Raw genomic sequence first — 22,152 nt, 5'->3', positions numbered from 1 at the left:
GCGGCGGTGCTGCGCAGCAGGAGACGCGGCACGGAAGGACCTCCGGGACGGTTCGCGGGACACCGTCACCCAGCCTGTGCGAGTTTGTCGTCTTATGACCCGTTTATCTGCACCAGAAGGGTGAGGAACCCGAACGGCCGACACCCCGGGAAACTCACGGAACGTCACAAGTGGCCAGACGACTCAAGAACCCGTCCAGGTGCGGGCAGAAACGATCTGTCAGAACCGGTGCTTCATCGTGGACACTGGACAGTGGCTGGAAGGCCCTCGGGCCAGCCTCTATGATCGGCACACTTTCCTGCACGGACAGAGATCGAGTGCACTGCGGGAGCGAGCGGTGAGCGGAACGTCCGAAGGGCCGACGCCCGCGGCAGACCTCGACCGGTCCGCCGTCACAGAGAGTGACAACATCTGTCGGAAGTCGTACAACGAGACGACCGACCCGAAGACAGGCGAGACACCACAGGCGACAGAGACGACAAAGACGTCAGGGCCGACACGGCTGTCAGGGCCGACACGGCCGACAGGCGCGACGCCGGATCCGACGACATACGAGCACGCCTTCACGGCCGCCGCGCTGCCCATGGCCGTCGTCGACCGCGAAGGCCTGGTCAGCACCGCCAACGCGGCGTTCGGCACCCTGATCGGCGCCGACCCGGCCGGCCTGACCGGGCGGATCGCCGCGGATCTGGTGGACCTGGCCTCCGACGCCCGCACCTGGCACGCCTATCGCGAGGTACTGCGCGGCCGGCAGGCCAAGCTGCGCTGCACCCGTCGGCTCAAGCACCCCGACGGGCACTCGCTCTGGGTCCAGGTCACCGTCTCCCCGCTGGCGAAGGACACCCCGGGCGTGCTGATGTCGGTCTCCGACATCAGTGCCCGCCGCGAACTCCAGGCCCGGCTGCGGCACTTGCAGATGCACGACCCGGTGACCCGGCTGCCCAACCGAACGTTGTTCTTCGAGCGGCTCTCGGCCGCGCTGGAGGCGGAGTCGTACGAGCAGAGCGGTACCGGCCGAATCGGCCTGTGCTACCTGGACCTTGACGGTTTCAAGGCGGTCAACGACACCCTCGGCCACCGGGTGGGCGACCGGCTGCTGGCCGCCGTCGCCGAACGGCTGACCCGGATCGCCGACGACGCCGGCTTCGCCCGGGCCGGGGTGCCGCTGGTGGCCCGGCTCGGCGGTGACGAGTTCGCCCTGCTGGTCGAGGACTCGACGGGCACCGAGCAGCTGGCCGATCTGGCCGAGTCGGCGCTGGCAGCCCTTCAGGCGCCGTTCGACCTGGCCGGCCAGCGGCTCTCGCTGTCGGCCTCGATCGGGGTGGTGGAGCGCCATGCGGCGGGCACGACGGCCACCGGCCTGATGCAGGCCGCCGACACGACCCTCTACTGGGCGAAGGCCGACGGCAAGTCCCGCTGGACGCTCTTCGACCCGGAGCGCAACGCCCACCTGGTCACCCGTCAGGCGCTCTCCTCCACCCTCCGCCCGGCCATCGAGCGCGGCGAGTTCGTGCTCGAGTACCAGCCGCTGGTGGGCATGGAGGACGGACGGCTGAGCGGGGTCGAAGCCCTGGTCCGCTGGAACCACCCGCAGTTCGGCACACTAACGCCGAATCGGTTCATCGGATTGGCGGAGGAGGACGGCTCGATCGTCCCGCTCGGCCGCTGGGCCCTGACCACCGCCTGCCGACAGGCCCGCCGGTGGCAGCTGGACCACCCCGGCGAGCCGCCGATCTTCGTGAGCGTGAACGTGGCCGTGCGTCAGGTCTGGGACTCCGACCTGGTGGCGGACGTGGCGGAGACCCTCGCCGAGACCGGCCTGGCGCCGCATCTGCTCCAGCTGGAGCTGACGGAGTCGGCGGTGATGGGCTCGGCCGGCCGCCCGCTGCAGGCCCTTCAGGCCCTCAGCGACATGGGCGTCCGTATCGCCATCGACGACTTCGGCACCGGCTACTCCAACCTCGCCTACCTCAGCCGGCTCCCGGTGTCGGTGCTCAAGCTGGACGGTTCCTTCGTCCGGGGCTTCCAGTACGACGACCCGGGCGACCGTCCGAACCCCGCCGACGAGGTCGTGGTGGAGGCGATGATCCAGCTGGCCCACCGGCTCGGCCTCACCGTCACCGCCGAATGCGTCGAGACCTCGGCGCAGGCGTCCCGGCTGCGGCACATCGGCTGCGACACCGGCCAGGGGTGGCTGTACTCCCGGCCGGTGACGCCGGATCGTATCTCCGAGCTGCTGGGCACCCGGACCTACGCGGACACCCCGGTCGGCAAACCGTAGGCGTCGGCGATCAGTTCGTAGGAGCGCAGGCGCAGCTCGCCGCGGTGGGCGTGCGTGGTGAGCATCAGCTCGTCGGCGCCGGTGCGCTTCTGCAGGTCGTCGAGACCGGCGCGCACCTCGTCGGCGGTGCCGTGCACGATGTTGGCGGTCCAGGAGTGCACGAACTCCTCCTCCATCGGGGAGAACTCGTGCTTCTCGACGTCGTCCGGGTCGGGGAAGAGACCGGGCCGTCCGGTGCGCAGCCGCAGCATGTTCACCGCGCCGGCCCGCACCTGGCGCCGGGCCTCGCGCTCCTCGTCCACGGCGAGCGCGGAGACGCCGATGAGGGCGTACGGCTCGTCGAGGACGGCGGACGGGGTGAAGGACTCGCGGTAGAGGTCCAGGGCCGGGATGGTGTTCTGCGCGGAGAAGTGGTGCGCGAAGGCGAACGGCAGCCCGAGCATGCCGGCGAGCCGGGCGCTGAAGCCGGAGGAGCCGAGCAGCCAGACCACCGGCCGGTGCGGGGACTGCACACCGCCGGGGCTGGTGCTCTGGACGGGGCCCGGGATGGCGTGGATCCGGCGGTACGGGTGCCCGTCCGGGAAGTCGTCGTCCAGGAACCGGGTGAGCTCGGCGAGCTGCTGGGGGAAGTCGTCGGCGCCCTCGTTGAGGGTCTGGGTGCGGCGGAGGGCGGCCGCGGTGGCCCCGTCCGTGCCCGGCGCCCGGCCGAGACCCAGGTCGACCCGCCCCGGGGCCATCGCCTCCAGCGTGCCGAACTGCTCCGCGATGACGAGCGGCGCGTGGTTGGGCAGCATGACACCGCCCGAACCCAGCCGGATGCGCTCCGTGTGGGCGGCGAGGTGGGCGAGGATCACGGCGGGCGAGGAGGAGGCCACACCCGGCATGGAGTGGTGCTCGGCGACCCAGAACCGCTGGAAGCCGCGGGCCTCGGTGAGCCGCGCGAGCTGCACGCTGGTGCGCAGGGCGTCGGTGGCGGTACTGCCGGTGCCGACGGTCACCAGGTCAAGTACGGAGAGGGGGACGGGGGCCGTCCCGTGCGTGATGCCCCGGATCTCGTCTGCCGACACGGTGAGAGCCTCCTGTATACGACCGTGAGCTGTACTGAACGGCGATAACAGGAGGATGGCTCCGGTTATTCCCCACACCGACGACACGCTCCCCGCCCCCGACATACCGCCCGAACCGACACCCTCACCCCGCGACGGCCCCCTCACACCGACCGAACCGACACCCTCACCCCGGGACGGCCCCCTCACACCGCCCGAACCGACACCCTCACCCCGGGACGGCCCCCTCACACCGACCGAACCGCCCCCCACCCCCCGGACGGCCCCCTCACACCGACCGAACCCACCGCCCCCACCTCCACCCCGGACGGCTCCCTCTGTAGCGACCGAGTCGGGTGGTGGGTGGGCGGTGGGTTTCGGGGGTCCAGGGGGCGGAGCCCCCTGGTACGGGGGCCCGTCAGGCCTGCACGATCGGTTGGCGGGTGAACAGGGTGCCCAGCGCCGGCTCGTTCACCCGGCGGTCGGCCAGCCGCAGGCCCTCCCACACGGTCACCTGGTTCGCCGTGAGCACCGGCTTGGACAGCGCCTTCTCCAGAAGCGGAAGATGGGCCACCGTATGGAGCGCCGTGTCCGGAAGGAGTACCGCCTCCGCGCCGGAGGCGTCCGCGGTCCGCGCCAGCGTGAGCACCTCCTCCTCCCCCCACGTCCCCACCTCCGCCGCCGTGACGATCCCCGACGAGCGGACCCCGGTGACCTCCAGGCCCCCGGCCCGCAGGAAGTCCGCGAAGAGCTGGGCCACGTCGTCCGGATAGGTCGCCCCGACCGCCACCCGTCGTACCCCGAGCTCCCGCGCCGCGTGCACGAACGCGAAGGACGTGGACGACGCCGGCAGCCCGGCCGCCTGGGCGAGGTCGCGGATCTGCTGGTGGGCGCCCTCCCAGCCGTACACGAAGCTTCCGCTGGTGCACGCCCACACCACCGCGTCCGCGCCCGCGAGCCGCAGTTCGTCCACCCCGGCGGCCAGCCGCCGCGCGGATCCCATCTCCCGCAACGCGTCCACCCGGTGCGCGTCCTCGCCGATGTCGGTGTGGACGACGTCCACCCGGATGTCGCTGCCGAGGAGCTGCTCGACGCGCGGGTAGTCGTCCTCCGCGGAGTGCCCCGGATAGAGGATTCCGAGCGCTGTCATGTCCACCCTTCCTGCTGTTCTTCCGGCAGTACGGGCCACTCCCGTGGCGCCGATCCGTCCGGATGACCGATCAGCGTCTGATAGGGCCCAACGGCTCGGGTACCCAGCCTGCGCAGCGCCGCCCACATCGTGACCTGGTTGGCCGACAGGACGGGCACGCGCAGCTCGGCCTCCAGCTGGGGGATGACGTCGTAGGTGGGCAGGTTGGTGCAGGAGATGAACAGGGCGTCGGCGGCCCCGGGCCGTACCGCCTGGCGGGCCATGGCGACCACGTCCCGGTAGGGCACCTGCCAGATGTGCCGGGTCAGCCCCATGAAGGCACAGCCGGCGACCTGGACGCCCGCCTCCGCCACGTACTCCTCGAGCACCCGCGTCACCGAGACCGTGTAGGGCGTGACCAGCGCGAGCCGCCGTACGCCCAGCTCGGTCAGCGCGTCGAGCAGCGCACCGGAGGTGGTGAGCGCGGGCACCGCACCGGACCGGGTCATCGCCTCGCACATCGCGCGCTCCCCGGCGATACCGCCGACGAAGCTGCCGGAGGTGCAGGCGTAGGCGATCACCTCGGGTGCGACGGCGGTCAGCGCGCGCACCGCGTCGCCGAGCGTCTCGTGCTCGCTGACCAGCCGGGCGAGGTCGAGGCTGACCTCGACGGGCACGAACGGGGTCCTGGTCAGGTGCAGGGACACGTCGTCGGGCACCCAGCGCCACAGTTCACGATCGAGTGCGAAGTCGAAGGGCGCCACGACGCCGACACCGCGCTGGGGGCGAGGTCCGCCCAGAAAGGAGACGTCCATGGGAAGTCACCGGCCTCAGGTCAGAATCAGCAGAGGAGGGGCAACGGTCGGCGGGTACGTCCGTGTTGACGAAGGTAGGTTCGGGTGCGAGCGTGGTCAATCCGCGCATGCCAGACGTAGGGAGCCGTCCCCGCGATGACGCAGGCCCCGCCCACCGTGCTGATCCTGGACGCCGACCCGCCCCCGCGGCTCGGCCGGCTCACCGGCCACGCACGGATCGTGCACACGGACGCGGCGGGCCTGGCGGCCCGGCTGCCCGAGGCGGACGTCCTGCTCGTCTGGGACTTCGCCTCGCACGCCGTCCGCGAGGCCTGGCCGGGCACGGGGCCGCGGCCTCGGTGGGTGCACACCGCCAGCGCGGGCGTCGACCATCTGATGTGCCCCGAACTGGCCGCGTCCGACACGGTCGTCACCAACGCGCGCGGGGTCTTCGACCGGCCCATCGCCGAGTACGTGGCCGCGTTGGTCCTCGCGATCGCCAAGGACCTCCCCCAGACCCTCGGCCTCCAGCGGGAGCGGACCTGGCGGCACCGCGAGGCGCGCCGGGTCGGCGGCACCCGCGCGTGCGTGGTGGGCTCCGGCCCGATCGGCCGGGCGATCGTCCGCACCCTCAAGGCGCTCGACATCACCACCGCGCTGGTCGGCCGTGTCCCGCGTACCGGCATCCACGGCCCCGGCGACCTGGACCGGCTGATGTCCCGCGCGGACTGGGTGATCGCGGCCGCGCCGCTGACCGAGCAGACGTACGGCATGTTCGACGCGCACCGCTTCGGCGTGATGCAGCCCTCGGCCTGCTTCATCAACGTCGGCCGCGGCCAACTGGTCGACGAGGACGCGCTGGTGCGGGCGTTGACCCGGCGCTGGATCGCGGCCGCGGCCCTGGACGTCCTCACCACCGAGCCGCTGCCCGCCGACAGCCCGCTGTGGGACGTGCCGGGTCTCATCGTCTCGCCGCACATGAGCGGGGACACGGTCGGCTGGCGGGACGAACTGGGCAGTCAGTTCGTGGAGTTGTACGAGCGGTGGGCGGCGGGCAGGTCCCTGCTGAACGTGGTCGACAAGAAACGCGGTTACGTGCCCGGTCACTGACTCCCGGGAGGGTGCCCCTCATGCAGCTCACCGACCTCACCGACCTCACCGCCCGGCAACTCCTCGACGGCTACCGCTCGGGGGAGTTCGGCCCGGTGGAGGCCACCCGGGCGGCCCTGGAACGGGCGGCCCGGATCCAGCCGGAGGTCAACGCCTTCGTCCGCCTCACCGAGGAGGACGCCCTGGCGCAGGCGGCCGAGTCGGCGGAGCGGTGGCGGCGGGGCGAACCGAGGGGACTGGTCGACGGCGTCCCGGTGACGGTCAAGGACATCTTGCTGATGCGCGGCCATCCGACCCTGCGCGGCTCCAGGACGATCGCGACGAACGGGAGTTGGGACGAGGACGCGCCCTCGGTCGCCCGGCTCCGCGAACACGGCGCGGTGTTCATCGGCAAGACCACCACCCCCGAGTACGGCTGGAAGGGCGTGACCGACTCCCCGCTCTCCGGCATCACCCGCAACCCGTACGACCCCTCCCGCACCGCCGGCGGTTCGAGCGGGGGCAGCGCGGCGGCCGTCGCCCTGGGCGCCGGGCCCCTGTCGCTGGGCACGGACGGCGGCGGCAGCGTGCGCATCCCGGCGGCCTTCTGCGGAGTCTTCGCCCTGAAGCCGACGTACGGCCGCGTCCCGCTCTACCCGGCGAGCGCCTTCGGCACGCTGTCGCACGTGGGCCCGATGACCCGGGACGCGGCCGACGCGGCCCTGCTGCTGGACGTGATCGGCGCACCGGACGCCCGGGACTGGTCGGCGCTGGGTCCCGCCCCGGGTTCCTTCACGGCGGGCCTCTTCAAAGGCGTGCGCGGACTGCGGGTGGCGTTCTCACCGACGCTGGGCGGACAGGTGGCGGTCGGTCCCGGGGTCGCGGCGGCGGTACGGCGGGCGGTGGCGCGGCTGGCCGAACTGGGCGCGTACGTCGAGGAGACCGACCCGGACTTCAGCGACCCGGTGGAGGCGTTCCACGCCCTGTGGTTCGCGGGGGCGGCCCGGGTGACCCAGCGTCTCGCCCCCGGGCAGCGGGAGCTGCTGGACCCGGGGCTGCGGGAGATCTGCGGGCAGGGGGCCCGGCTGAGCGCCCTGGAGTATCTGGCGGCGGTGGACGTCCGGATGGACCTGGGCCGCCGGATGGGCCTCTTCCACGAGCGGTACGACCTCCTGGTCACACCGACCCTGCCGATCACCGCGTTCGAGGCGGGGGCGGAGGTGCCGGAGAACTCCGGGTTCCGGCGCTGGACGGGGTGGACGCCGTTCACGTACCCCTTCAACCTGACCCAGCAGCCGGCCGCGACCGTACCCGTGGGGGTGGACGGGGACGGGCTGCCGGTGGGGCTGCAGTTCGTGGCCGCCCGCCATCGGGACGATCTGGTGCTGCGGGCGGCCCACGCGCTGTACGAGGCGGGCGCGGCCGCGGTGCCGCCGGGCGGCGCCGTCGTGGTCTGACGGAGCGCGCCAGGGAGCGGCCCGCGCCTCAGCCGGTCACCTGCACCACCGCGGTCCGTCCGGCCCGTACCGTCGGTGTCGCGTACGTGTACGTCACGCCGTCGACCTTCTTGGTGCGGACCCGCTGGGGGACGCCGTCGACCTCGATCTTCGTGTGCACGCCGGGGAAGCGGGCCTCCCACTGGTAGGCGCCGGTGCGCGCGTTGTTCGTGAGCGTGGTCTTCGTCGCGCCGTCGTGCCGCACGGTGACGGTGCCCGTGCCGATGGGTACGTCCGCCGCCTGGAGCCACTTCATGCCGGACGGCAGCCGCGACTGCGTGGTCACCTTGTGGTCCGGGGCGTCCGGGGTGATGCCCATCAGGCCCTGAACGGTCTGGCTGACCAGGGTGAACGACACCTCGGGGTAGTCACCGTCAGGGCCCTGGCTGGAGTTGACGTGCTGGGTCTCCCGCTCGCCGTAGATCTTCCGCATCCACTGCCAGGCGGTGTCGTTGCGGTTGTTCTTGAAGAACATGTCGGGCAGGTAGGTCGTCGACTCGATGTTGGGCGACCCCTCCGGCCCCAGCTCCTGCTGCTCGATGTAGTCGAGGTAGGCGTCGTTGCGCGGGCCGGGGTCGATGATCTGCTTCATCGGCATGAAGACGCTGTTCTCCTTGCCCCAGCCGGTGACCGGGGTGCCGGACAGGGTGTAGGCGCGGACCATGTCGGCGCCGCTGCCGGTACCGCTCCAGTCGTCGTTGAAGTACGTCTTCAGGTCGGCGGCACGCTTGTCGTAGGTCCTGGCCAGCGCGGTGTCGCCCTTGCCGCGGGCGAGGACCGCCATCGCCAGATACGCCTGGTACTCGGAGGCGATGCCGTCCCCGGCCTCGGCGAGGCCGTCGCCGTCCTGCTCGTTGTAGCTGGCAGCGCCCTGGAAGATGCCCTGGCCCGTGCCCTCGGCGACCTTCACCTTGCCGTTGTCCTTGGCGGAGTTGTGCAGGTCGATGAACTGCTCGGTGGCGTGCCGGTAGAAGTCCCACAGCACCGGGTCGTCGACGTATCTGCGGTCGCCGGTCCAGAGGTAGGCCTGGGCCGCCTTCTCGACGAGTTCGAAGGTGGCCGGCACCTCGCGCACGAAGTTGTCCGGGCTCTTGTAGTCGATGCTCAGGTAGGTCTTGGCGTCGAAGTTGAGGGACCACACCGGGAAGTACTTGTGCTCGGCGGTGGCCGACGCCGCGTAGGAGCGGAGCATCGTCTCGTTCTCGGCGTCGAGGCCGATGAGGTGGGCGCCGGCGAGCTGGTGGGTCATGTCGCGGGAGTAGTAGGCGCTGCGGTTGGCGTATCCGGCCCAGTAGGTGGGCTCGTACGACGCGGTGCCGGTGCCGCCGGTCTGGTTCTCGTCGACGTTGACCGGGCCTGTCGTGCCAGGCAGTTGAACCCAGCTGTTGGCCTTCTTCTGGGCCCAGGCGAACATCTCGGCGACCTCGGGGTCGGACGAGGTGACCTTCGGGTCGGCCGGTGCGGCGGGAGAGATCATCAGGTCGTCCGCGTTGACCCAGGAGCTGCCGGAGCCGAAGGCGATCTCCAGCCGGTCGCCGGTCCTCAGGTCGACGCGGCTGATGGTGTAGCGGGCGTAGCCGGCGTGCTGCGGCAGGTCGACCGTGCCGACGGTCTCGCCGTTGCGCCGGACCGTGTACGTGCCGCCGGTGCCGGCGCTGCCGACCCAGGCGGAGAAGTCGTAGCTGCCGTTCCTGGGTGCCACGAGGGTGAGTCGGGCGCTCTTGCCGGCACCGGCGTCGAGGTAGAGGAAGTGGGTGCCGCCGTGCCGGTTGCCGGTGCCGACCCCCGTGCCCGGTCCGAAGGTCCAGCCCGTGCCGCCGTTCTCGAAGCCAGGGTCGGGGATGGCGAGTTGGGGGCGGGGGCCCGGTGCCGCCTCGGCCGACACGGCGGGGGCCATCGGTGCGAGCAGGGCAACGGCGGTGAGCAGCATGAGCCTTGAGGGCTTCATCGGGTCTCCGGTCTCGATCACTGCGGTCGGGCGGGTGGGGCGGCCGAGCGGTGGCCGCAAGCTAACAGGGCCCGGAGAAGCGCTTCAATGGTCATGCGGAAGAAACCTGCAAGACCCGCAGACTTCCTGCTGTTTCCCATGGCATGATGCGCTGAAAGTTTTCATCTCATTCGTGCAAGCGAGGTAGGGCGGGACCGTTATGAAGGTGGGCATCACCGAGGTCGCGGAGCGGGCGCAGGTGAGCGAGGCCACCGTCAGCCGGGTCATCAACCGGCGTCAGGGCGTGGCGCGCAAGACCCGCGAGGCGGTCGAGCGGGCGATGGCCGACCTCGGGTACGAGCGGCAGACCCGGGGCCAGCTGATCGCGGTCGTCACCGAGTTCGTCTCCAACCCGTTCTTCGCCGACGTCTGCGAACGGATCGAGTCCACGCTCGCCCCGCACGGCCTGAAGACCGTCCTGTGCCCGTGCTTCCCCGGCGGGGTGCAGGAGCTGGACTTCGTGACCTCCCTCGCCGACCGGGGTGTCGCCGCGGTGGTCTTCCTGTCGGCCAGCAACACGATCGAGGGCGCGGACCCGGCCGCGTACGAACTGCTGCGCTCCCGCATGATCCCGTTCGTCGGGGTCAACGGCGAGTTCGAGGGCGTGGGCGACGTGCCGGTCTTCTCCACCGACGACCTGCTGGCCGCCGAACTCGCCGTGGACCATCTGCACCGCCTCGGTCACCGCCGGATCGGCATGGCGTCGGGCCCGGTCGGCAACCGCCCGGCGGACCGCCGGGTCAGCGGCTTCGTCTCCTCGCTCGTCAAGCGCGGGGTCGAGGATCCGGAGCAGTGGGTGGTCCGGCAGTCCTACACCGTCGAGGGCGGCCAGTCCGCCGCGATCTCGCTGCTCGGCCGGGGCGCCACGGCCATCGTCGCCGCCAGCGACTACATGGCCCTGGGCGCGATCCGCGGCGCGCGGCGCCAGGGGTACGACGTCCCGGGCGACGTGTCGGTCGTCGGCTACGACGGCGCCATGATCATGGACTTCGTCGACCCTCCGCTCACCACGGTCCGCCAGCCGGCCGACCGCCTGGCCGCGGAGGTGGCCCGCAGCGTCCTCGCCCTGGTGGGCAACCGCGAGGTCCCCGTCGGCGAGCTCCTCTTCGACCCCGAGCTGGTGATCCGTGCGAGCACGGCGGCGGTGGCAGCTGTTCGTCGGGACCATTGACCTAGACATCGGATCTATGCAGACTCTGCACGGAGATCCGGCCGGATCATCGGCGGTAACTCCCGCTATTCATCGGGTATTTCATCGCTCATGCATGCTCCGGAGGGACTATGCCCATGTCTCGGTTCGCGTTTCTCGGGGTGGCGCTCGCGCTGCTCGGCGGCGGGGCGGCCGGTCCTGTCGCCGCGGCGCCGAAGGCGGCACCGGTGGTGGTCGACGTGGACGACTACGGCGCCGACCCCACCGGCCGGACGGACTCGGCGCCCGCGGTCACCGCGGCGCTGCGGCACGCCAGGAGCCTCGACCGGCCGGTCAGGATCGTCTTCTCGAAGGGCACCTACCAGCTCTATCCCGAGCGGGCCGAGACACGTGAGCTGTACGTGTCCAACACCGTGGGCGCCGACCAGCGTTACCGGGACAAGAAGATCGGGCTGCTGATCGAGGACATGCACGACGTCACCGTCGACGGCGGCGGGGCCAAGCTCGAATACCACGGCCTCCAGACGGCGTTCGCGTCGATCCGCTCGACCGATGTGACGTTCCAGAACTTCTCGTTCGACTACGCGGCCCCCGAGGTCATCGACGCGACCGTCGCCACCACCGGTGTCACCGACGGGCACGCCTACCGCGTCCTGAAGATCCCGGCCGGCAGCCCGTACGAGGTGAACGGCACGCACATCACCTGGCTCGGCGAGAAGAGCCCGGCCACCGGGCAGCCGTACTGGTCGGGGGTCGACGGACTCCAGTACACCCAGATCCACGACCCCGAGGCGCAGAAGACCTGGCGCGCGGACAACCCGTTGTTCAACGATGTGGCCGCCGTCACCGACCTGGGCGGTCGCCGGATCCGGATCGACTACAACAGCTCGTCACAGCCGACGGATGCCGGGCTCGTCTACCAGATGCGCCTCATCGAGCGGACCGAGCCGGGCGCCTTCATCTGGGAGTCGAAGAACGTCACGATGCGCTCGATGAACGCCTACTACCTGCAGTCCTTCGGTGTGGTGGGGCAGTTCAGCGAGAACATCTCGATCGACAGGGTGAACTTCGCCCCCGACCCGAAGTCCGGCCGCTCGACGGCCTCGTTCGCGGACTTCGTGCAGATGTCGGGCGTCAAGGGCAAGGTCTCGATCACCCGGAGTGTCTTCGACGGCCCGCACGACGACCCGATCAACATCCACGGCACCTATCTCGAAGTCGTCGGGCAACCCGGGCCGAACACCCTCACCCTCGCCTACGAGCACCCGCAGACCGCCGGGTTCCCGCAGTTCGCCCCGGGTGACGAGGTCGAGTTCACCACCAAGCGGACGATGACCCAGCTTTCACCGGCGCACGCGAAGGTCACCGCGGTCGACGGGCCCAGCGGGACGGACCACACCAAGTCGCTGACCACGATGACCGTCACCTTCGACCGGCCGGTCCCCGCCGGGGTCGAGATCGGCGGCACGGTGGTCGAGAACATCACGGCCACCCCGTCGGTCCTCATCTCCGGCAACGTCTTCCGCAACGTGCCGACCCGCGGGGTGCTGGTCACCACCCGCAAGCCCGTCCTGATCACCGGCAACCGCTTCGACGCGATGTCGATGGCCAGCATCTACGTCTCCGCCGACGCCTACCAGTGGTACGAGTCCGGGCCGGTCTCCGACCTGACGATCCGCGACAACTCGTTCACGCGGCCCACTGGCCCGGTCATCTTCGTGGAGCCGACCAACCAGGTCGTCGACCCGGCGAATCCGGTGCATCACAACATCTCGGTCGAGCACAACTCGTTCGACATCGGTGACGTGACGGTGGTCAACGCCAAGAGCGTCGGCGGGTTCGCCTTCACCGGCAACACGGTCCGGCGGCTGGACAAGGCGGACCAGCCGCCGTACACCTCACCGCTGTTCGTCTTCCACGGCAGTTCGGGCATCCGGATCGCGCACAACCACTACGCCGAGGGCCTCAACACGTCCGTGGTCGCCGACTGAAGCACGGCGGCCGGGAGGGGCGGCGGCTAGGCCCTGCGGAAGGCCAGGGTCTCCCCCGCCGCTCCCGTCCGCCACAGGTCGTTGCAGGCCTCGGCCAGGTCCGGCAGGCCCGCCACCACCTCGCCCCACACGATCCCCGGCACCCAGCCCACATCGCCGTTGAGCAGCAGGTTGTTGCGTTCGTAGAAGAGGGCCAGGTCGACGACCGTGGTGCCGGGGCGTACCTCGCGGTCGTAGCCGTAGGCCTTCGTGCCCAACTCCGCGCCGGCGAAGGAGAAGTAGCAGAGGTCGCCGGGGATGGGGGTGACGGTCGGGTTTTCCAGGGGCGGTTCGGTCGCCGCGAATGGCGGGAAAAGAGCGTAGATCTCGTTGCGGGCGTACTTGGCGTGGTAGACGTCGCCGGCGAGTGGCAAGGCGTCCCACACGCCGGCACAGGTCACCGGGGCCCGGTCGTCCAGCAGCCGGGCCGTGGCCCGGACCCCGCGGGTGACCAGCGAGACTTCGATGAATCGATCGGCCATGCCTTCCATGATGCATAAGTCGATTGGCCTCGGGTAGCCGCGCCGCCATGGCTCCACCACTTGGGAACGAGACAGACACATCTGGGTACGAATCCAGACAAACTCGGCGTGCGGTGCTCGCGGGTGCCGCCGCCATCGGCGCACTCGCCGCCGCCGGCTGCACCCGCGTGGCCACCGCGGCCGGCACCGACGGCGGTGACCTGCTGCAACGGCTGCGCGCCCAGGGTGTCGTACGGCTCGGAATAGCCGGTGAGATCCCCTTCGGATACATCGACAAGGACGGCCATCTCACCGGTGAGGCACCGGAGCTGGCGAAGGCGATCTTCAAGCGGCTCGGGGTCGACAAGGTGCAGCCGGTGCCGACCGAGTTCGGTTCGCTGATCCCGGGGCTGAACTCGCAGCAGTTCGACGTCGTGGCCGCCGGGATGTACGTCAACCCCGAGCGCTGCGAGCAGGTGATCTTCGCCGATCCCGACTACCAGATGCTCGACTCGTTCGTCGTGCGCAAGGGGAACCCCAAGGGGCTGCACGACTACAAGGACATCGTCGCCAAGAAGGCGAAGTTCGCCACCGGGACCGGGTACGCGGAGATCCAGTACGCGGTCGAGGCGGGGTACAAGGAGAGCGACATCCTGATCGTGCCGGACCAGGTCGCCGGGCTGAACGCCGTGGAGGCCGGGCGCGTGGACGTCTTCGCCGGGACCGCGGTCACCGTCCGCGAGGTGGTCAAGAAGTCCGCCAAGACCGAGGCCACCAAGCCCTTCGCGCCGCTGGTCGGCGGCAAGCCGCACGTGGACGGGGGCGCCTTCGCGTTCCGGTCGGCCGAGACGAAGCTGCGGGACGCCTTCAACGTGGAGCTGCACAAGCTCAGGAAGAGCGGCGAACTGTCCCGGATCCTGCGGCCGTTCGGCTTCACCGCGGCCGAGATGACCGACCTGACGGCCAAGGAGCTGTGCGGGGGAGGCAAGAGCGGATGACCTCGGGACTGTGGGACCTCGTACTGAAGGGCGTCTGGACCACCGTCCAGCTGCTCGTGCTGAGCGGGTTGCTGATGACCGCGGTGGCCTTCGTGGTGGGCGTGGCGCGGACGAGCCGGCACTGGTTCGTGCGGTTCCTCGCCGGCTTCTACACCGAGGTGTTCCGTGGCACCTCGGCGCTGGTGATGATCTTCTGGGTGTTCTTCGTGCTGCCGGTCGCCTTCGGCTGGCAGCTGGTGCCGCTGTGGGCGGGCACCCTCGCGCTCGGCCTGACCTACGGCGCGTACGGCTCGGAGATCGTGCGCGGGGCGCTGAACGCGGTCGACCCGGCGCAGAAGGAGGGCGGGATCGCGCTCAGCTTCACGCCCTGGCAGCGGCTGCGGCTGATCCTGCTGCCGCAGGCGGTGCCGGAGATGATCCCCTCCTTCTGCAACCTGCTGGTCGAACTGCTCAAGGGCACCGCGCTGGTGTCGATCACCGGCATGGGCGACCTGGCGTTCAGCGGGAACCTGGTGCGACTGGCGCTGCAGGAGAGCGCGCACATCTACACGTACCTGCTGCTGATCTACTTCGTGATCGCGTTCGTCATCACCCGGCTGATGCGCGGCCTGGAGAAGCGGCTGAAGGCCGGGATCGGCAAGGACCCGGGCAACGAACAGACGGCACGTGAGGCCAAGCGTGCGCAGACGACCGGGGTCGGTGGTGTCGCGTGAAGTGGGACTGGAGTGCCGTCAGCGAGTTCATGCCGCACTTCTGGGACGGCCTGCGGGTCACCCTGGAGGCGCTGGTCCTCGGCTCGCTGATCTCGTTCTCGCTGGGGCTGGTGTGGACGCTGCTGATGCGGACCCCGACCAGGTGGGTGCGCTGGCCGGTGGGCGTGGTGACCGAGTTCGTCCGCAACACCCCGCTGCTGGTGCAGCTGTTCTTCCTGTTCTACGTGCTGCCCGAGTGGGGCCTGACGTCCTCCGCGCTGACCACCGGTGTCTTCGCGATCGGCCTGCACTACTCGACGTACACCATGCAGGTCTACCGGGCCGGTATCGAAGCCGTGCCGGTCGGCCAGTGGGAAGCGGCGACGGCCCTGAACCTGCCGGCGCGGCGGACCTGGACGGTGGTGATCCTGCCGCAGGCGCTGCGCCGGGTCGTGCCGCCGCTCGGCAACTACGTGATCTCGATGCTCAAGGACACGCCGATCCTGATGTCGATCACCGTGCTGGAGATGCTCGGGCAGGCGCGGCTCTTCTCCCAGCAGCACTTCCAGTTCACCGAGCCGGTGACGGTGATCGGCGTCGCCTTCATCGTCATCTCCTACCTCGCCTCCCTTCTTCTGCGCACCCTGGAGCGTCGCCTTGTCCGTTGAGACCAGCAAGCAGCCGAGTACCGCCGATACGACGTCCACCGAGCTGATCCGCATCGAGGGGGTGACCAAGCGGTTCGGGGACAACACCGTCCTCGACGGCCTTGACCTCAGCGTGCAGGCCGGCCGGCACGTCACCCTGATCGGGCCCTCCGGCTCCGGCAAGACCACGATCCTGCGGCTGCTGATGACCCTGACCAAGCCGGACGCGGGCACCATCACCGTCGGCGGGCAGCGGCTCTTCCCGGCGTCGGAGAAGGAGCTGCGGGAGGTCCGCAAGCAGATCGGGATGGTGTTCCAGCAGTTCAACCTGTTCCCGAACATGACCGTGCTGCGCAACCTCACCGAGGCCCCGGTGACCGTGCTCGGCCTGTCGAAGGACGAGGCGGAGGCACGCGCCCGGGAGCTGCTCGACCTGGTGGGCCTCGCCGACAAGTGCGACGCCCGGCCGACCCAGCTCTCCGGCGGCCAGCAGCAGCGGGTGGCGATCGCGCGGGCGCTGGCCATGCGGCCGAAGGTGCTGCTCCTGGACGAGGTGACCTCGGCGCTCGACCCCGAGCTGGTCGCGGGCGCCCTCGACCTGCTCAGAGACATCGCCCGCACCACCGACATCACCATGCTCTGCGTGACCCACGAGATGAACTTCGCCCGGGACATCTCCGACCAGGTCCTGATGTTCGACGCGGGCCGGATCATCGAGGCGGGCCCGCCGGAGCGGATCTTCAGCGAACCCGAGCACGAGCGGACCCGGGAATTCCTCAGCGCGGTGCTGTAAGCGTCTCCGCGCAAACCGTCGTAAAAGATTCCCGGCGCGGCACCATGATTACAGGAAGTGAACGCTCGATCACCCGAGGTCCGGCGGTCAGCTCATTCCGCTGACATATGCCATCGGGTCTCCGCCGCAGCTGGGAGGGCCGGAATCTCGCCGACACCCCCTCCGTTTCGACCTGCCGCCCGTTATCGTGGAGAGGATCCGCTGTCCGGATCACGGCCCAAGCAGTGCTGTCGAAGCAGCATCGCCGAGCGAGCGCAGGGGGATTCACCGTGGCGCTGAAGCACGAGCCGACCGCCCCGTACCACTCCGCCCAGGACGCGCTGCGCGTCCTGGAGACGGTGGCGGAGCAAGCCGACGGCGTCACCGACACCGAGCTGGCCCGCCGGACCGGCCTCGAGTCCGAGCGGCTGACCGCGCTGCTGCGCATGCTGCGCCGCGAGGGCTATGTGGAGCAGATCGCCGACGGTGCCTATGTCACCGGTGAGACCCTGCGCCGCCTCGGCTCCGCGCACGACCGGGAGCGCGCCCTCGACGAGCAGCTCCAGCGGACCCTCGACCGGCTGCGCGACTCGGTCGGCGCGGCGGTCTACCTCAGCCGGTACGTCGACGGCGAGGTGCGGATCGGCCCGTACGCGGCCGGCCCCGGCACCCCCGCGGTCAACGAGTGGGTGGACTTCCGCTCCTCCGCGCACGCCACCGCGATCGGCAAGAGCCTGCTCACCCAGCTCGACCACAACGGCCGCCGCGACCATCTCTCCCGGCACAAGATGGCGCGCCTCACCTCGCGCACCATCACCAGCGACAAGCTGCTGCTCTCCCGGCTGGCGGCACAGCCGCCGACCGTGCCGGTCCTGGATCTCCAGGAGTACGCGATCGGCACGGTGTGCGCGGCGGTGCCGATCACCGCCGGCTCGTCGGTGGGCTGCCTGGCCCTGTCCCTGCCGGTCGAGCACGCCCACCGGCTCCGGCAGGCCGCCGACGCCCTGAACCGCAGCGCGGCCCCGGTGCTGCTCTCCCTCGCCATCTGAGCCGGCGGCTTCCCTCCGAGGCTGGTCGGAAGCACCCCCGCGGACCAGGTAGTATTTTCTTCGTCGCCAGCCGCGAGACACAGATCGGACGGTTCGGCGAGAGTCATGCGCCGCTAGCTCAGTTGGTTAGAGCAGCTGACTCTTAATCAGCGGGTCCGGGGTTCGAGTCCCTGGCGGCGCACAACGAAGAGGGCGAGCCTTGTCCGCGGAGAACGCGGATGGTGCTCGCCCTCTCTGTTATTGCGCGGCCGCGCCGCGCGCGGTGGGCGCTCCGCCGTCCACGCCCTCCGCCGAAGGGCCCCTCGTGGAGACGAGGGGCCCTTCGGCGTCCTCGGCGGTCAGTCGGCGGTAGGTCTGCTCGCCCGGCGGCCGCCACCACACCGGGTCGGCACACCGCACCCCCTCCCGCCGCAGCGCGGCCCGCTGGATCTTGTTGGTCGCCGTCACCGGCATCCGCTCCACCACCCGCACGAACCGGGGTGCCATCTTCGTCCCCAGGTCGGGCTGGGCCAGCAGGAACTCGGCGAAGTCCAACGGCTCGAACCGCCCGGCGACGGTCGCCATCACCTGGTCCCCGGTCACCGGGTCCGGCACCCCGTACACGGCGACGGCGTCCGCGCCCTCGTACCGCGCCACGATGTTCTCGATCATCGCGGCGGCCAGGTTCTCCCCGTCCACCCGGATCCGGTCGTCGGTACGCCCCGCGAAGTACAGATAACCGTCCGCGTCCCGGTAGAAGAGATCCCCGGTCCAGTACCAGCCTCCCCGGCGCCGCTCGGCCTCCGCCTCCGGGTTGCGCCAGTACCCCTCGAAGGGGTTCGGCGCCCGGTTGACCAGCTCCCCTATCGCCTGCTCCCCGTTGAGCAGCCGGCCCCCCGAGTCGAAGACCGCGGCCGGGCACTGCGCCCCCGTCTCCTGGTCGAGTACGACGAGACCGGGCGCCGCCCGCCCCACCGCCCCGCGGGGCGTCCCCGGCGACCACTGGATCGCGGCCCCGCCCTCCGAGGACCCGTACCCCTCGACCAGCCGCACCCCGAACCGCTCCTCGAAGGCGGCCGCGTCCACCGCCCCGGCCTCCGTTCCGAAGCCGAGCCGCAGCGGATTGTCCCGGTCGTGGGCGTGTGGCTCGGTGGCGAGGATGTACTGCACCGCACGGCCGACATAGGTGAAGTAGGTCGCCCGGTAGCGCCGTACGTCGGCCAGGAATCCCGACGCCGAGAACCGCCGCCGTAACGCCACCCCGGCGGCCGCCGTCAGCGCGGGTGCCCAGTCGGCGATCACGGCGTTGCCGTGGAACATCGGCATGCAGACGTAGTGCACGTCGTCGGGCCCCACCCCGAACTGCCCGGCGAGCGACCGCCCGGCCGCCGCGAGCCTGCCCTGGGAGCAGAGGGCGGCCTTGGGGGCGCCGGTGGAACCGGAGGTGAAGTAGAGCAGGATCCGGTCGCCGGGGGCGGCCCGCGAGGCGTCCGGGAAGGCGCCGACATAGGGCGCGAGAAGTGCGCCGTACGCCGGATCGTCGGTGACCAGGAGGCGCACGCCGGGCAGTTCGAGCCCGGCGAGCAGCGGCAGATGGGCCCGCTCGGTGACCAGCACCGGGCACTCGGTGTGCCGGATGTCCCGTGCGAGCTCGGCCCCGCGCCGGGTCGGATTGACCCCGGCGACAGCCGCCCCGGCGAGCGCGGCGGCCCCCAGCCAGAGCGGGAACTCCGGGGTGTTGTCGAGCAGCACACCCACATGGGGCACGGCACCGGGCGGCAGCAGATCCCGCAGCAGGGCCGCGCGGGCGGCGGCACCGCCGGCCACCTCGTGATGCGTCAGCACCTGTTCCTCGAACCACAGCCCCGGCCGGTGGTCACCCCACCGGGCGGCGACTGCTTCGGCGATCGTGCGCCCTTCGAAGGCCATGAAGAGGCAGATTAGTTGACACTCCGTCAGATCGATACCCTGGGGGCGCGGGGCTGTGCCGATGTGCGGCTACCGCCGCGTGGGCGCGACGAGCCCCACCGGCCCGCGGAGGTCCACGGCCCCGCCGGCACTCACGGAGTCCAGTCCACCGTCCCCGGCTCCGGCCCCGTCCCCCCGTCCGAGAAGGCGAAGTGCGCCCCGATCATGAAGGCCACCGCGAACCCGATGAAGACCAGGAAGAACACCACCAGGCACCCGGTCCCCGCGGCCAGCTTCCCCTGCGCGGGCGGCTGTGCCGTCGCCTTCTCCGGAATCTCCGGCAGGTAGTACACCGTCACGAAGTCACCCTCGACGACGGTCGACGGCCCGTTCGGCTCGTCGATGCGGACGGTCCGCCCCTCGGCCGTGGTGAACTCGAACACGTGATGCAGCGTGGTCGTCACGGACGTGTCCCCGCTGCCGCCGCTGGTCGTCGCGTACGACCGCAGGCAGCGCGCCTCGGCCGTACGGCCGTGACGCCACGCCCGGCTGATCTGACGTGACCGCTTCAGTGTTCTGATCATCCCGTACACCCCGACGACGACGAAGACGCCGGGAATGATGTAGAAGAACGCTTGCAGCAGGCCCATGGCAGTCCCCCGGTTGCGAACACCGGTCCGACCGACCGGCGTGGCGGGAACCTACCCCCGCGAACTGCGGCGGGTCCTCAAGCGAAGCTCAGATCAGCCGGATGTTACCCAGTCGTCGAACGACGCCGGTCAGAACGTGACGTCGGAGCAGGCGTAGAACGCGTTGCTCGTGTCGGCGATCGTCCAGACCGCCAGGATCACGTGGTGACCGCTCAGCCCCGTCGGCAGGGTGCCGCTGTGACTGAGGGTGGCCGGCGGGCGCTGGCCGTTGTAGGGGACGGTGAGGAACGGAGTGGTGTTGAGGTCCGAACGGGCGAGGGCGTGGTTCTGGTTCCAGCCCGGCTTGGTGACGTAGTACTTGAAGTCGGTCGTGGCGTGCATCGCGGTGAACTGCCAGCGGAAGGTGTACGACTGACCGCCCGTCACCTTGGTCGTCGGCCAGGCCCCGCCCGCGGGGGTCTTGGGCGAGCTGAGCTGGGCGAACCTGCTCAGCCCGCCGTTGCAGAGCTGGCCGTCGGCCGGGCCGGCCGCCGGGAAGCCCTTCGGGCCCTCGACGCTCTGCGGCTCGTACTGGATGTCACCGCAGTTGGTCACGGTGCCGTTGGCGCAGAGCTTCTGCCTGCTGATGGGGAGGTCGGTGTAGCCGTGCCCGCTGGCACCGCCGGTGGAGAGCGCGAAGGCTCCGGCGGTCGCCACACCGAGCACGACGGCCGAGATCTTGGTCCGTTTACGCATGCTGCCGCTCCTGGAGAACGTGGGGGAGGTTCTGTGAGCCGTGCAGGTCTAGACCAAGTCCCAGATTATTGCCATCAGTTGACCGTGTCCATATCAACGACCCATCCCCGCGCGTCAGGGTGCGGAGTCGGAGCGTCCCGAGCAGAACGCCACCGTCAGGTCCCGCACCAGCACCTTGCGCTCGTAGTCGTCGAGTTCGACCAGGCCGCGCATGGTCAGCCGGGTCACCGTGTCCTCGACGGAGTCCACGACGGAGGCGAGCATCCCGGACCGCTGCTGGGCGTCGAGCGCGGCGATCCGGCGCCGGTGCATGGCCGCGGCGACCTCCGGGGCGTACTCCACCCGGACCGGCTGCACGGAGAACACCTCCAGGCCGATCCCGCCCGCGTCCTTCGCCACCAGCCGGGTCAGCGCGTCGGCGGCCATCTCCACCGAACCCCGCGTCCGGCCCGGCACCTCCACCGGCACCCGGGCCAGCGCCGCCTCCACGCACTCCCGCAGGTACGTCTCGTGGTCGTCGAGGCCGAGCACCGCCCGCGCGGTGTCCCGCACCCGCCACACCACCAGGACGACGACCCGCAGCGCGACCCCGTTGCCGTCCGCCGCCGGCATCTCCTCGCTGCGCCAGTGCCGCAGCCGGACGTCGACGCGGCGGCGCAGCAGCAGCGGGTTGACCCAGAGCAGGCCGGTGCGCCGTACCGTCCCCCGGTAGCGGCCGAACAGGCCGAGCACCCAGGCCCGTCCGGTCGCCCCGCGGGCGAGACCGGCGAAGCCGAACAGGCCGAGCGCGCCGGCTCCGGCGTACGCGGCCCACTGCGCCGGGCCGAGTCCCGCGCCCGCGTACGCCGGAAGGCGCAGCGCGTGCACCGCGAGCGGGGGCAGCACTCCGGCCCACCAGGAAGTGGCGAGGCTCCCGGCCGTTCCGGCCAGCCCGGCGGCCACCCCGGCCGCGCCGGGCAGCACCCGGGCGGGGCGTTCCACCAGTTCGGGGTCGACGGCGGCGACCGGCCGGGGCTTGGCCGGGGCCGGGCGGCGCAGCCGGGGCTGTTCGCCGGTGCCCTGCCGGCGGCCGACCACGGCGGGCTTCAGCGGGACCGAGACCGGGTCGGGGTCGTCGCGGAACAGCAGGTGGACCGGGATCTCGGTGGTGGCCTCGTTCTGGATCAGCCGGGGGACGGGCCGGGTGGGCGGTCCGCCGTCCAGGGGGTCGTCCGATTCAGGGGTGTGTGCGGTCGTCGTACTCATGCCTGCCTCCAGCC

19 protein-coding genes and 1 tRNA gene are annotated in these 22,152 nt (G+C 70.9%); 11 read left to right on the top strand and 9 right to left on the bottom strand.

What is annotated here, in order from left to right; translation table 11 throughout:
- Positions 1-337 precede the first annotated feature (337 nt).
- Positions 338-2,281, top strand: a complete 1,944-nt coding sequence (locus tag ABZ642_RS32865; protein WP_360490520.1) for an EAL domain-containing protein — start codon at positions 338-340, stop codon at positions 2,279-2,281.
- Here the strand turns inward: ABZ642_RS32865 and ABZ642_RS32860 are convergent.
- From ABZ642_RS32860 to ABZ642_RS32850, 3 genes are all read right to left on the bottom strand, one after another.
- On the bottom strand, positions 2,251-3,348 hold the full coding sequence (locus ABZ642_RS32860; protein WP_360490517.1) for an LLM class flavin-dependent oxidoreductase: 1,098 nt from the start codon (positions 3,346-3,348) through the stop codon (positions 2,251-2,253). The genes ABZ642_RS32865 and ABZ642_RS32860 overlap by 31 nt on opposite strands.
- A gap of 397 nt (positions 3,349-3,745) precedes the next feature.
- The gene (locus tag ABZ642_RS32855) at positions 3,746-4,477 is read right to left on the bottom strand and encodes an aspartate/glutamate racemase family protein (RefSeq protein WP_360490514.1); all 732 of its coding nucleotides are present in this window, start codon (positions 4,475-4,477) and stop codon (positions 3,746-3,748) included.
- A complete protein-coding gene (locus tag ABZ642_RS32850; protein ID WP_360490511.1) occupies positions 4,474-5,271 on the bottom strand; it encodes an aspartate/glutamate racemase family protein in 798 nt (265 codons plus the stop codon). Before ABZ642_RS32850 ends, ABZ642_RS32855 begins: the two co-directional genes overlap by 4 nt.
- Positions 5,272-5,406: 135 nt before the next feature.
- Between ABZ642_RS32850 and ABZ642_RS32845 the strand changes: the two genes are divergently transcribed.
- Positions 5,407-6,360 carry a D-2-hydroxyacid dehydrogenase gene (locus ABZ642_RS32845; RefSeq protein ID WP_360490508.1) on the top strand — a complete coding sequence of 318 codons (954 nt, stop codon included), beginning with the start codon at positions 5,407-5,409 and terminating at the stop codon, positions 6,358-6,360.
- Positions 6,361-6,380: 20 nt separating this feature from the next.
- Positions 6,381-7,796, top strand: coding sequence for an amidase (locus ABZ642_RS32840; protein WP_360490505.1), 1,416 nt, complete (start codon positions 6,381-6,383; stop codon positions 7,794-7,796).
- Between the two features lie 28 nt (positions 7,797-7,824).
- Here the strand turns inward: ABZ642_RS32840 and ABZ642_RS32835 are convergent, their stop codons facing one another.
- Complete coding sequence (locus ABZ642_RS32835; protein WP_360490502.1) at positions 7,825-9,783, bottom strand: hypothetical protein; 1,959 nt, start codon at positions 9,781-9,783, stop codon at positions 7,825-7,827.
- Between the two features lie 199 nt (positions 9,784-9,982).
- Between ABZ642_RS32835 and ABZ642_RS32830 the strand changes: the two genes are divergently transcribed.
- Both ABZ642_RS32830 and ABZ642_RS32825 read left to right on the top strand, forming a co-directional pair.
- Entirely contained in the window at positions 9,983-10,993 is a 1,011-nt protein-coding gene (locus tag ABZ642_RS32830) for a LacI family DNA-binding transcriptional regulator (RefSeq protein WP_360490499.1), read from the top strand.
- A gap of 116 nt (positions 10,994-11,109) precedes the next feature.
- The gene (locus ABZ642_RS32825; protein WP_360490496.1) at positions 11,110-12,963 is read left to right on the top strand and encodes a glycosyl hydrolase family 28-related protein; all 1,854 of its coding nucleotides are present in this window, start codon (positions 11,110-11,112) and stop codon (positions 12,961-12,963) included.
- Positions 12,964-12,989: 26 nt separating this feature from the next.
- Here ABZ642_RS32825 and ABZ642_RS32820 read toward each other — a convergent pair whose 3' ends face one another.
- On the bottom strand, positions 12,990-13,484 hold the full coding sequence (locus ABZ642_RS32820) for a DUF3830 family protein (RefSeq protein ID WP_360490493.1): 495 nt from the start codon (positions 13,482-13,484) through the stop codon (positions 12,990-12,992).
- 47 nt (positions 13,485-13,531) lie between these two features.
- Here ABZ642_RS32820 and ehuB point away from each other — a divergent pair, with 47 nt between their 5' ends.
- The 6 genes from ehuB to ABZ642_RS32790 all read left to right on the top strand — a co-directional run bounded on the left by ehuB (position 13,532) and on the right by ABZ642_RS32790 (position 17,802).
- On the top strand, positions 13,532-14,461 hold the full coding sequence (gene ehuB, locus ABZ642_RS32815) for an ectoine/hydroxyectoine ABC transporter substrate-binding protein EhuB (RefSeq protein ID WP_360490490.1): 930 nt from the start codon (positions 13,532-13,534) through the stop codon (positions 14,459-14,461).
- Positions 14,458-15,174, top strand: coding sequence for an ectoine/hydroxyectoine ABC transporter permease subunit EhuC (gene ehuC, locus ABZ642_RS32810; protein WP_360490487.1), 717 nt, complete (start codon positions 14,458-14,460; stop codon positions 15,172-15,174). Before ehuB ends, ehuC begins: the two co-directional genes overlap by 4 nt.
- Positions 15,171-15,821 (top strand): ectoine/hydroxyectoine ABC transporter permease subunit EhuD, encoded by a 651-nt coding sequence (gene ehuD / locus ABZ642_RS32805; RefSeq protein ID WP_360490484.1) that lies wholly within the window; start codon positions 15,171-15,173, stop codon positions 15,819-15,821. Before ehuC ends, ehuD begins: the two co-directional genes overlap by 4 nt.
- Complete coding sequence (gene ehuA / locus ABZ642_RS32800) at positions 15,811-16,593, top strand: ectoine/hydroxyectoine ABC transporter ATP-binding protein EhuA (protein WP_360490481.1); 783 nt, start codon at positions 15,811-15,813, stop codon at positions 16,591-16,593. The genes ehuD and ehuA overlap by 11 nt, the downstream gene beginning before the upstream one ends.
- Positions 16,594-16,862: 269 nt before the next feature.
- The gene (locus ABZ642_RS32795) at positions 16,863-17,621 is read left to right on the top strand and encodes an IclR family transcriptional regulator C-terminal domain-containing protein (protein WP_360490478.1); all 759 of its coding nucleotides are present in this window, start codon (positions 16,863-16,865) and stop codon (positions 17,619-17,621) included.
- Positions 17,622-17,728: 107 nt separating this feature from the next.
- Positions 17,729-17,802 (top strand) — tRNA-Lys (locus ABZ642_RS32790).
- A 56-nt stretch (positions 17,803-17,858) separates the two neighbouring features.
- Here the strand turns inward: ABZ642_RS32790 and ABZ642_RS32785 are convergent.
- The 4 genes from ABZ642_RS32785 to ABZ642_RS32770 all read right to left on the bottom strand — a co-directional run bounded on the left by ABZ642_RS32785 (position 17,859) and on the right by ABZ642_RS32770 (position 22,138).
- Positions 17,859-19,529, bottom strand: coding sequence for a long-chain-fatty-acid--CoA ligase (locus ABZ642_RS32785; RefSeq protein ID WP_360490475.1), 1,671 nt, complete (start codon positions 19,527-19,529; stop codon positions 17,859-17,861).
- A gap of 131 nt (positions 19,530-19,660) precedes the next feature.
- Positions 19,661-20,158: a DUF3592 domain-containing protein gene (locus tag ABZ642_RS32780; protein ID WP_360490472.1), complete on the bottom strand. Its 498-nt coding sequence runs from the start codon at positions 20,156-20,158 to the stop codon at positions 19,661-19,663.
- A gap of 129 nt (positions 20,159-20,287) precedes the next feature.
- The gene (locus ABZ642_RS32775) at positions 20,288-20,893 is read right to left on the bottom strand and encodes a lytic polysaccharide monooxygenase (protein WP_360490469.1); all 606 of its coding nucleotides are present in this window, start codon (positions 20,891-20,893) and stop codon (positions 20,288-20,290) included.
- 114 nt (positions 20,894-21,007) lie between these two features.
- On the bottom strand, positions 21,008-22,138 hold the full coding sequence (locus tag ABZ642_RS32770) for an SPFH domain-containing protein (protein ID WP_360490467.1): 1,131 nt from the start codon (positions 22,136-22,138) through the stop codon (positions 21,008-21,010).
- Positions 22,139-22,152 lie beyond the last annotated feature (14 nt).

This window comes from Streptomyces sp. NPDC007157 (genome assembly GCF_040634235.1).
GTDB lineage: Bacteria > Actinomycetota > Actinomycetes > Streptomycetales > Streptomycetaceae > Streptomyces.
Note: the sequence above shows the minus strand (reverse complement) of the source record. Positions and strands in the feature narration are given on the sequence as shown.

What these genes read in the sequence shown, in the direction of transcription:
- ABZ642_RS32780 (WP_360490472.1), bottom strand. Translation starts at nt 20,158, where the DNA reads ATGGGCCTGCTGCAAGCGTTCTTCTACATCATTCCCGGCGTCTTCGTC.
- ABZ642_RS32775 (WP_360490469.1), bottom strand. Translation starts at nt 20,893, where the DNA reads ATGCGTAAACGGACCAAGATCTCGGCCGTCGTGCTCGGTGTGGCGACC.
- ABZ642_RS32840 (WP_360490505.1), top strand. Translation starts at nt 6,381, where the DNA reads ATGCAGCTCACCGACCTCACCGACCTCACCGCCCGGCAACTCCTCGAC.
- ABZ642_RS32855 (WP_360490514.1), bottom strand. Translation starts at nt 4,477, where the DNA reads ATGACAGCGCTCGGAATCCTCTATCCGGGGCACTCCGCGGAGGACGAC.
- ABZ642_RS32830 (WP_360490499.1), top strand. Translation starts at nt 9,983, where the DNA reads ATGAAGGTGGGCATCACCGAGGTCGCGGAGCGGGCGCAGGTGAGCGAG.
- ABZ642_RS32820 (WP_360490493.1), bottom strand. Translation starts at nt 13,484, where the DNA reads ATGGCCGATCGATTCATCGAAGTCTCGCTGGTCACCCGCGGGGTCCGG.
- ABZ642_RS32785 (WP_360490475.1), bottom strand. Translation starts at nt 19,529, where the DNA reads ATGGCCTTCGAAGGGCGCACGATCGCCGAAGCAGTCGCCGCCCGGTGG.
- ehuB (WP_360490490.1), top strand. Translation starts at nt 13,532, where the DNA reads ATGGCTCCACCACTTGGGAACGAGACAGACACATCTGGGTACGAATCC.
- ehuC (WP_360490487.1), top strand. Translation starts at nt 14,458, where the DNA reads ATGACCTCGGGACTGTGGGACCTCGTACTGAAGGGCGTCTGGACCACC.
- ABZ642_RS32770 (WP_360490467.1), bottom strand. Translation starts at nt 22,138, where the DNA reads ATGAGTACGACGACCGCACACACCCCTGAATCGGACGACCCCCTGGAC.
- ABZ642_RS32850 (WP_360490511.1), bottom strand. Translation starts at nt 5,271, where the DNA reads ATGGACGTCTCCTTTCTGGGCGGACCTCGCCCCCAGCGCGGTGTCGGC.
- ABZ642_RS32825 (WP_360490496.1), top strand. Translation starts at nt 11,110, where the DNA reads ATGTCTCGGTTCGCGTTTCTCGGGGTGGCGCTCGCGCTGCTCGGCGGC.
- ABZ642_RS32845 (WP_360490508.1), top strand. Translation starts at nt 5,407, where the DNA reads ATGACGCAGGCCCCGCCCACCGTGCTGATCCTGGACGCCGACCCGCCC.
- ABZ642_RS32835 (WP_360490502.1), bottom strand. Translation starts at nt 9,783, where the DNA reads ATGAAGCCCTCAAGGCTCATGCTGCTCACCGCCGTTGCCCTGCTCGCA.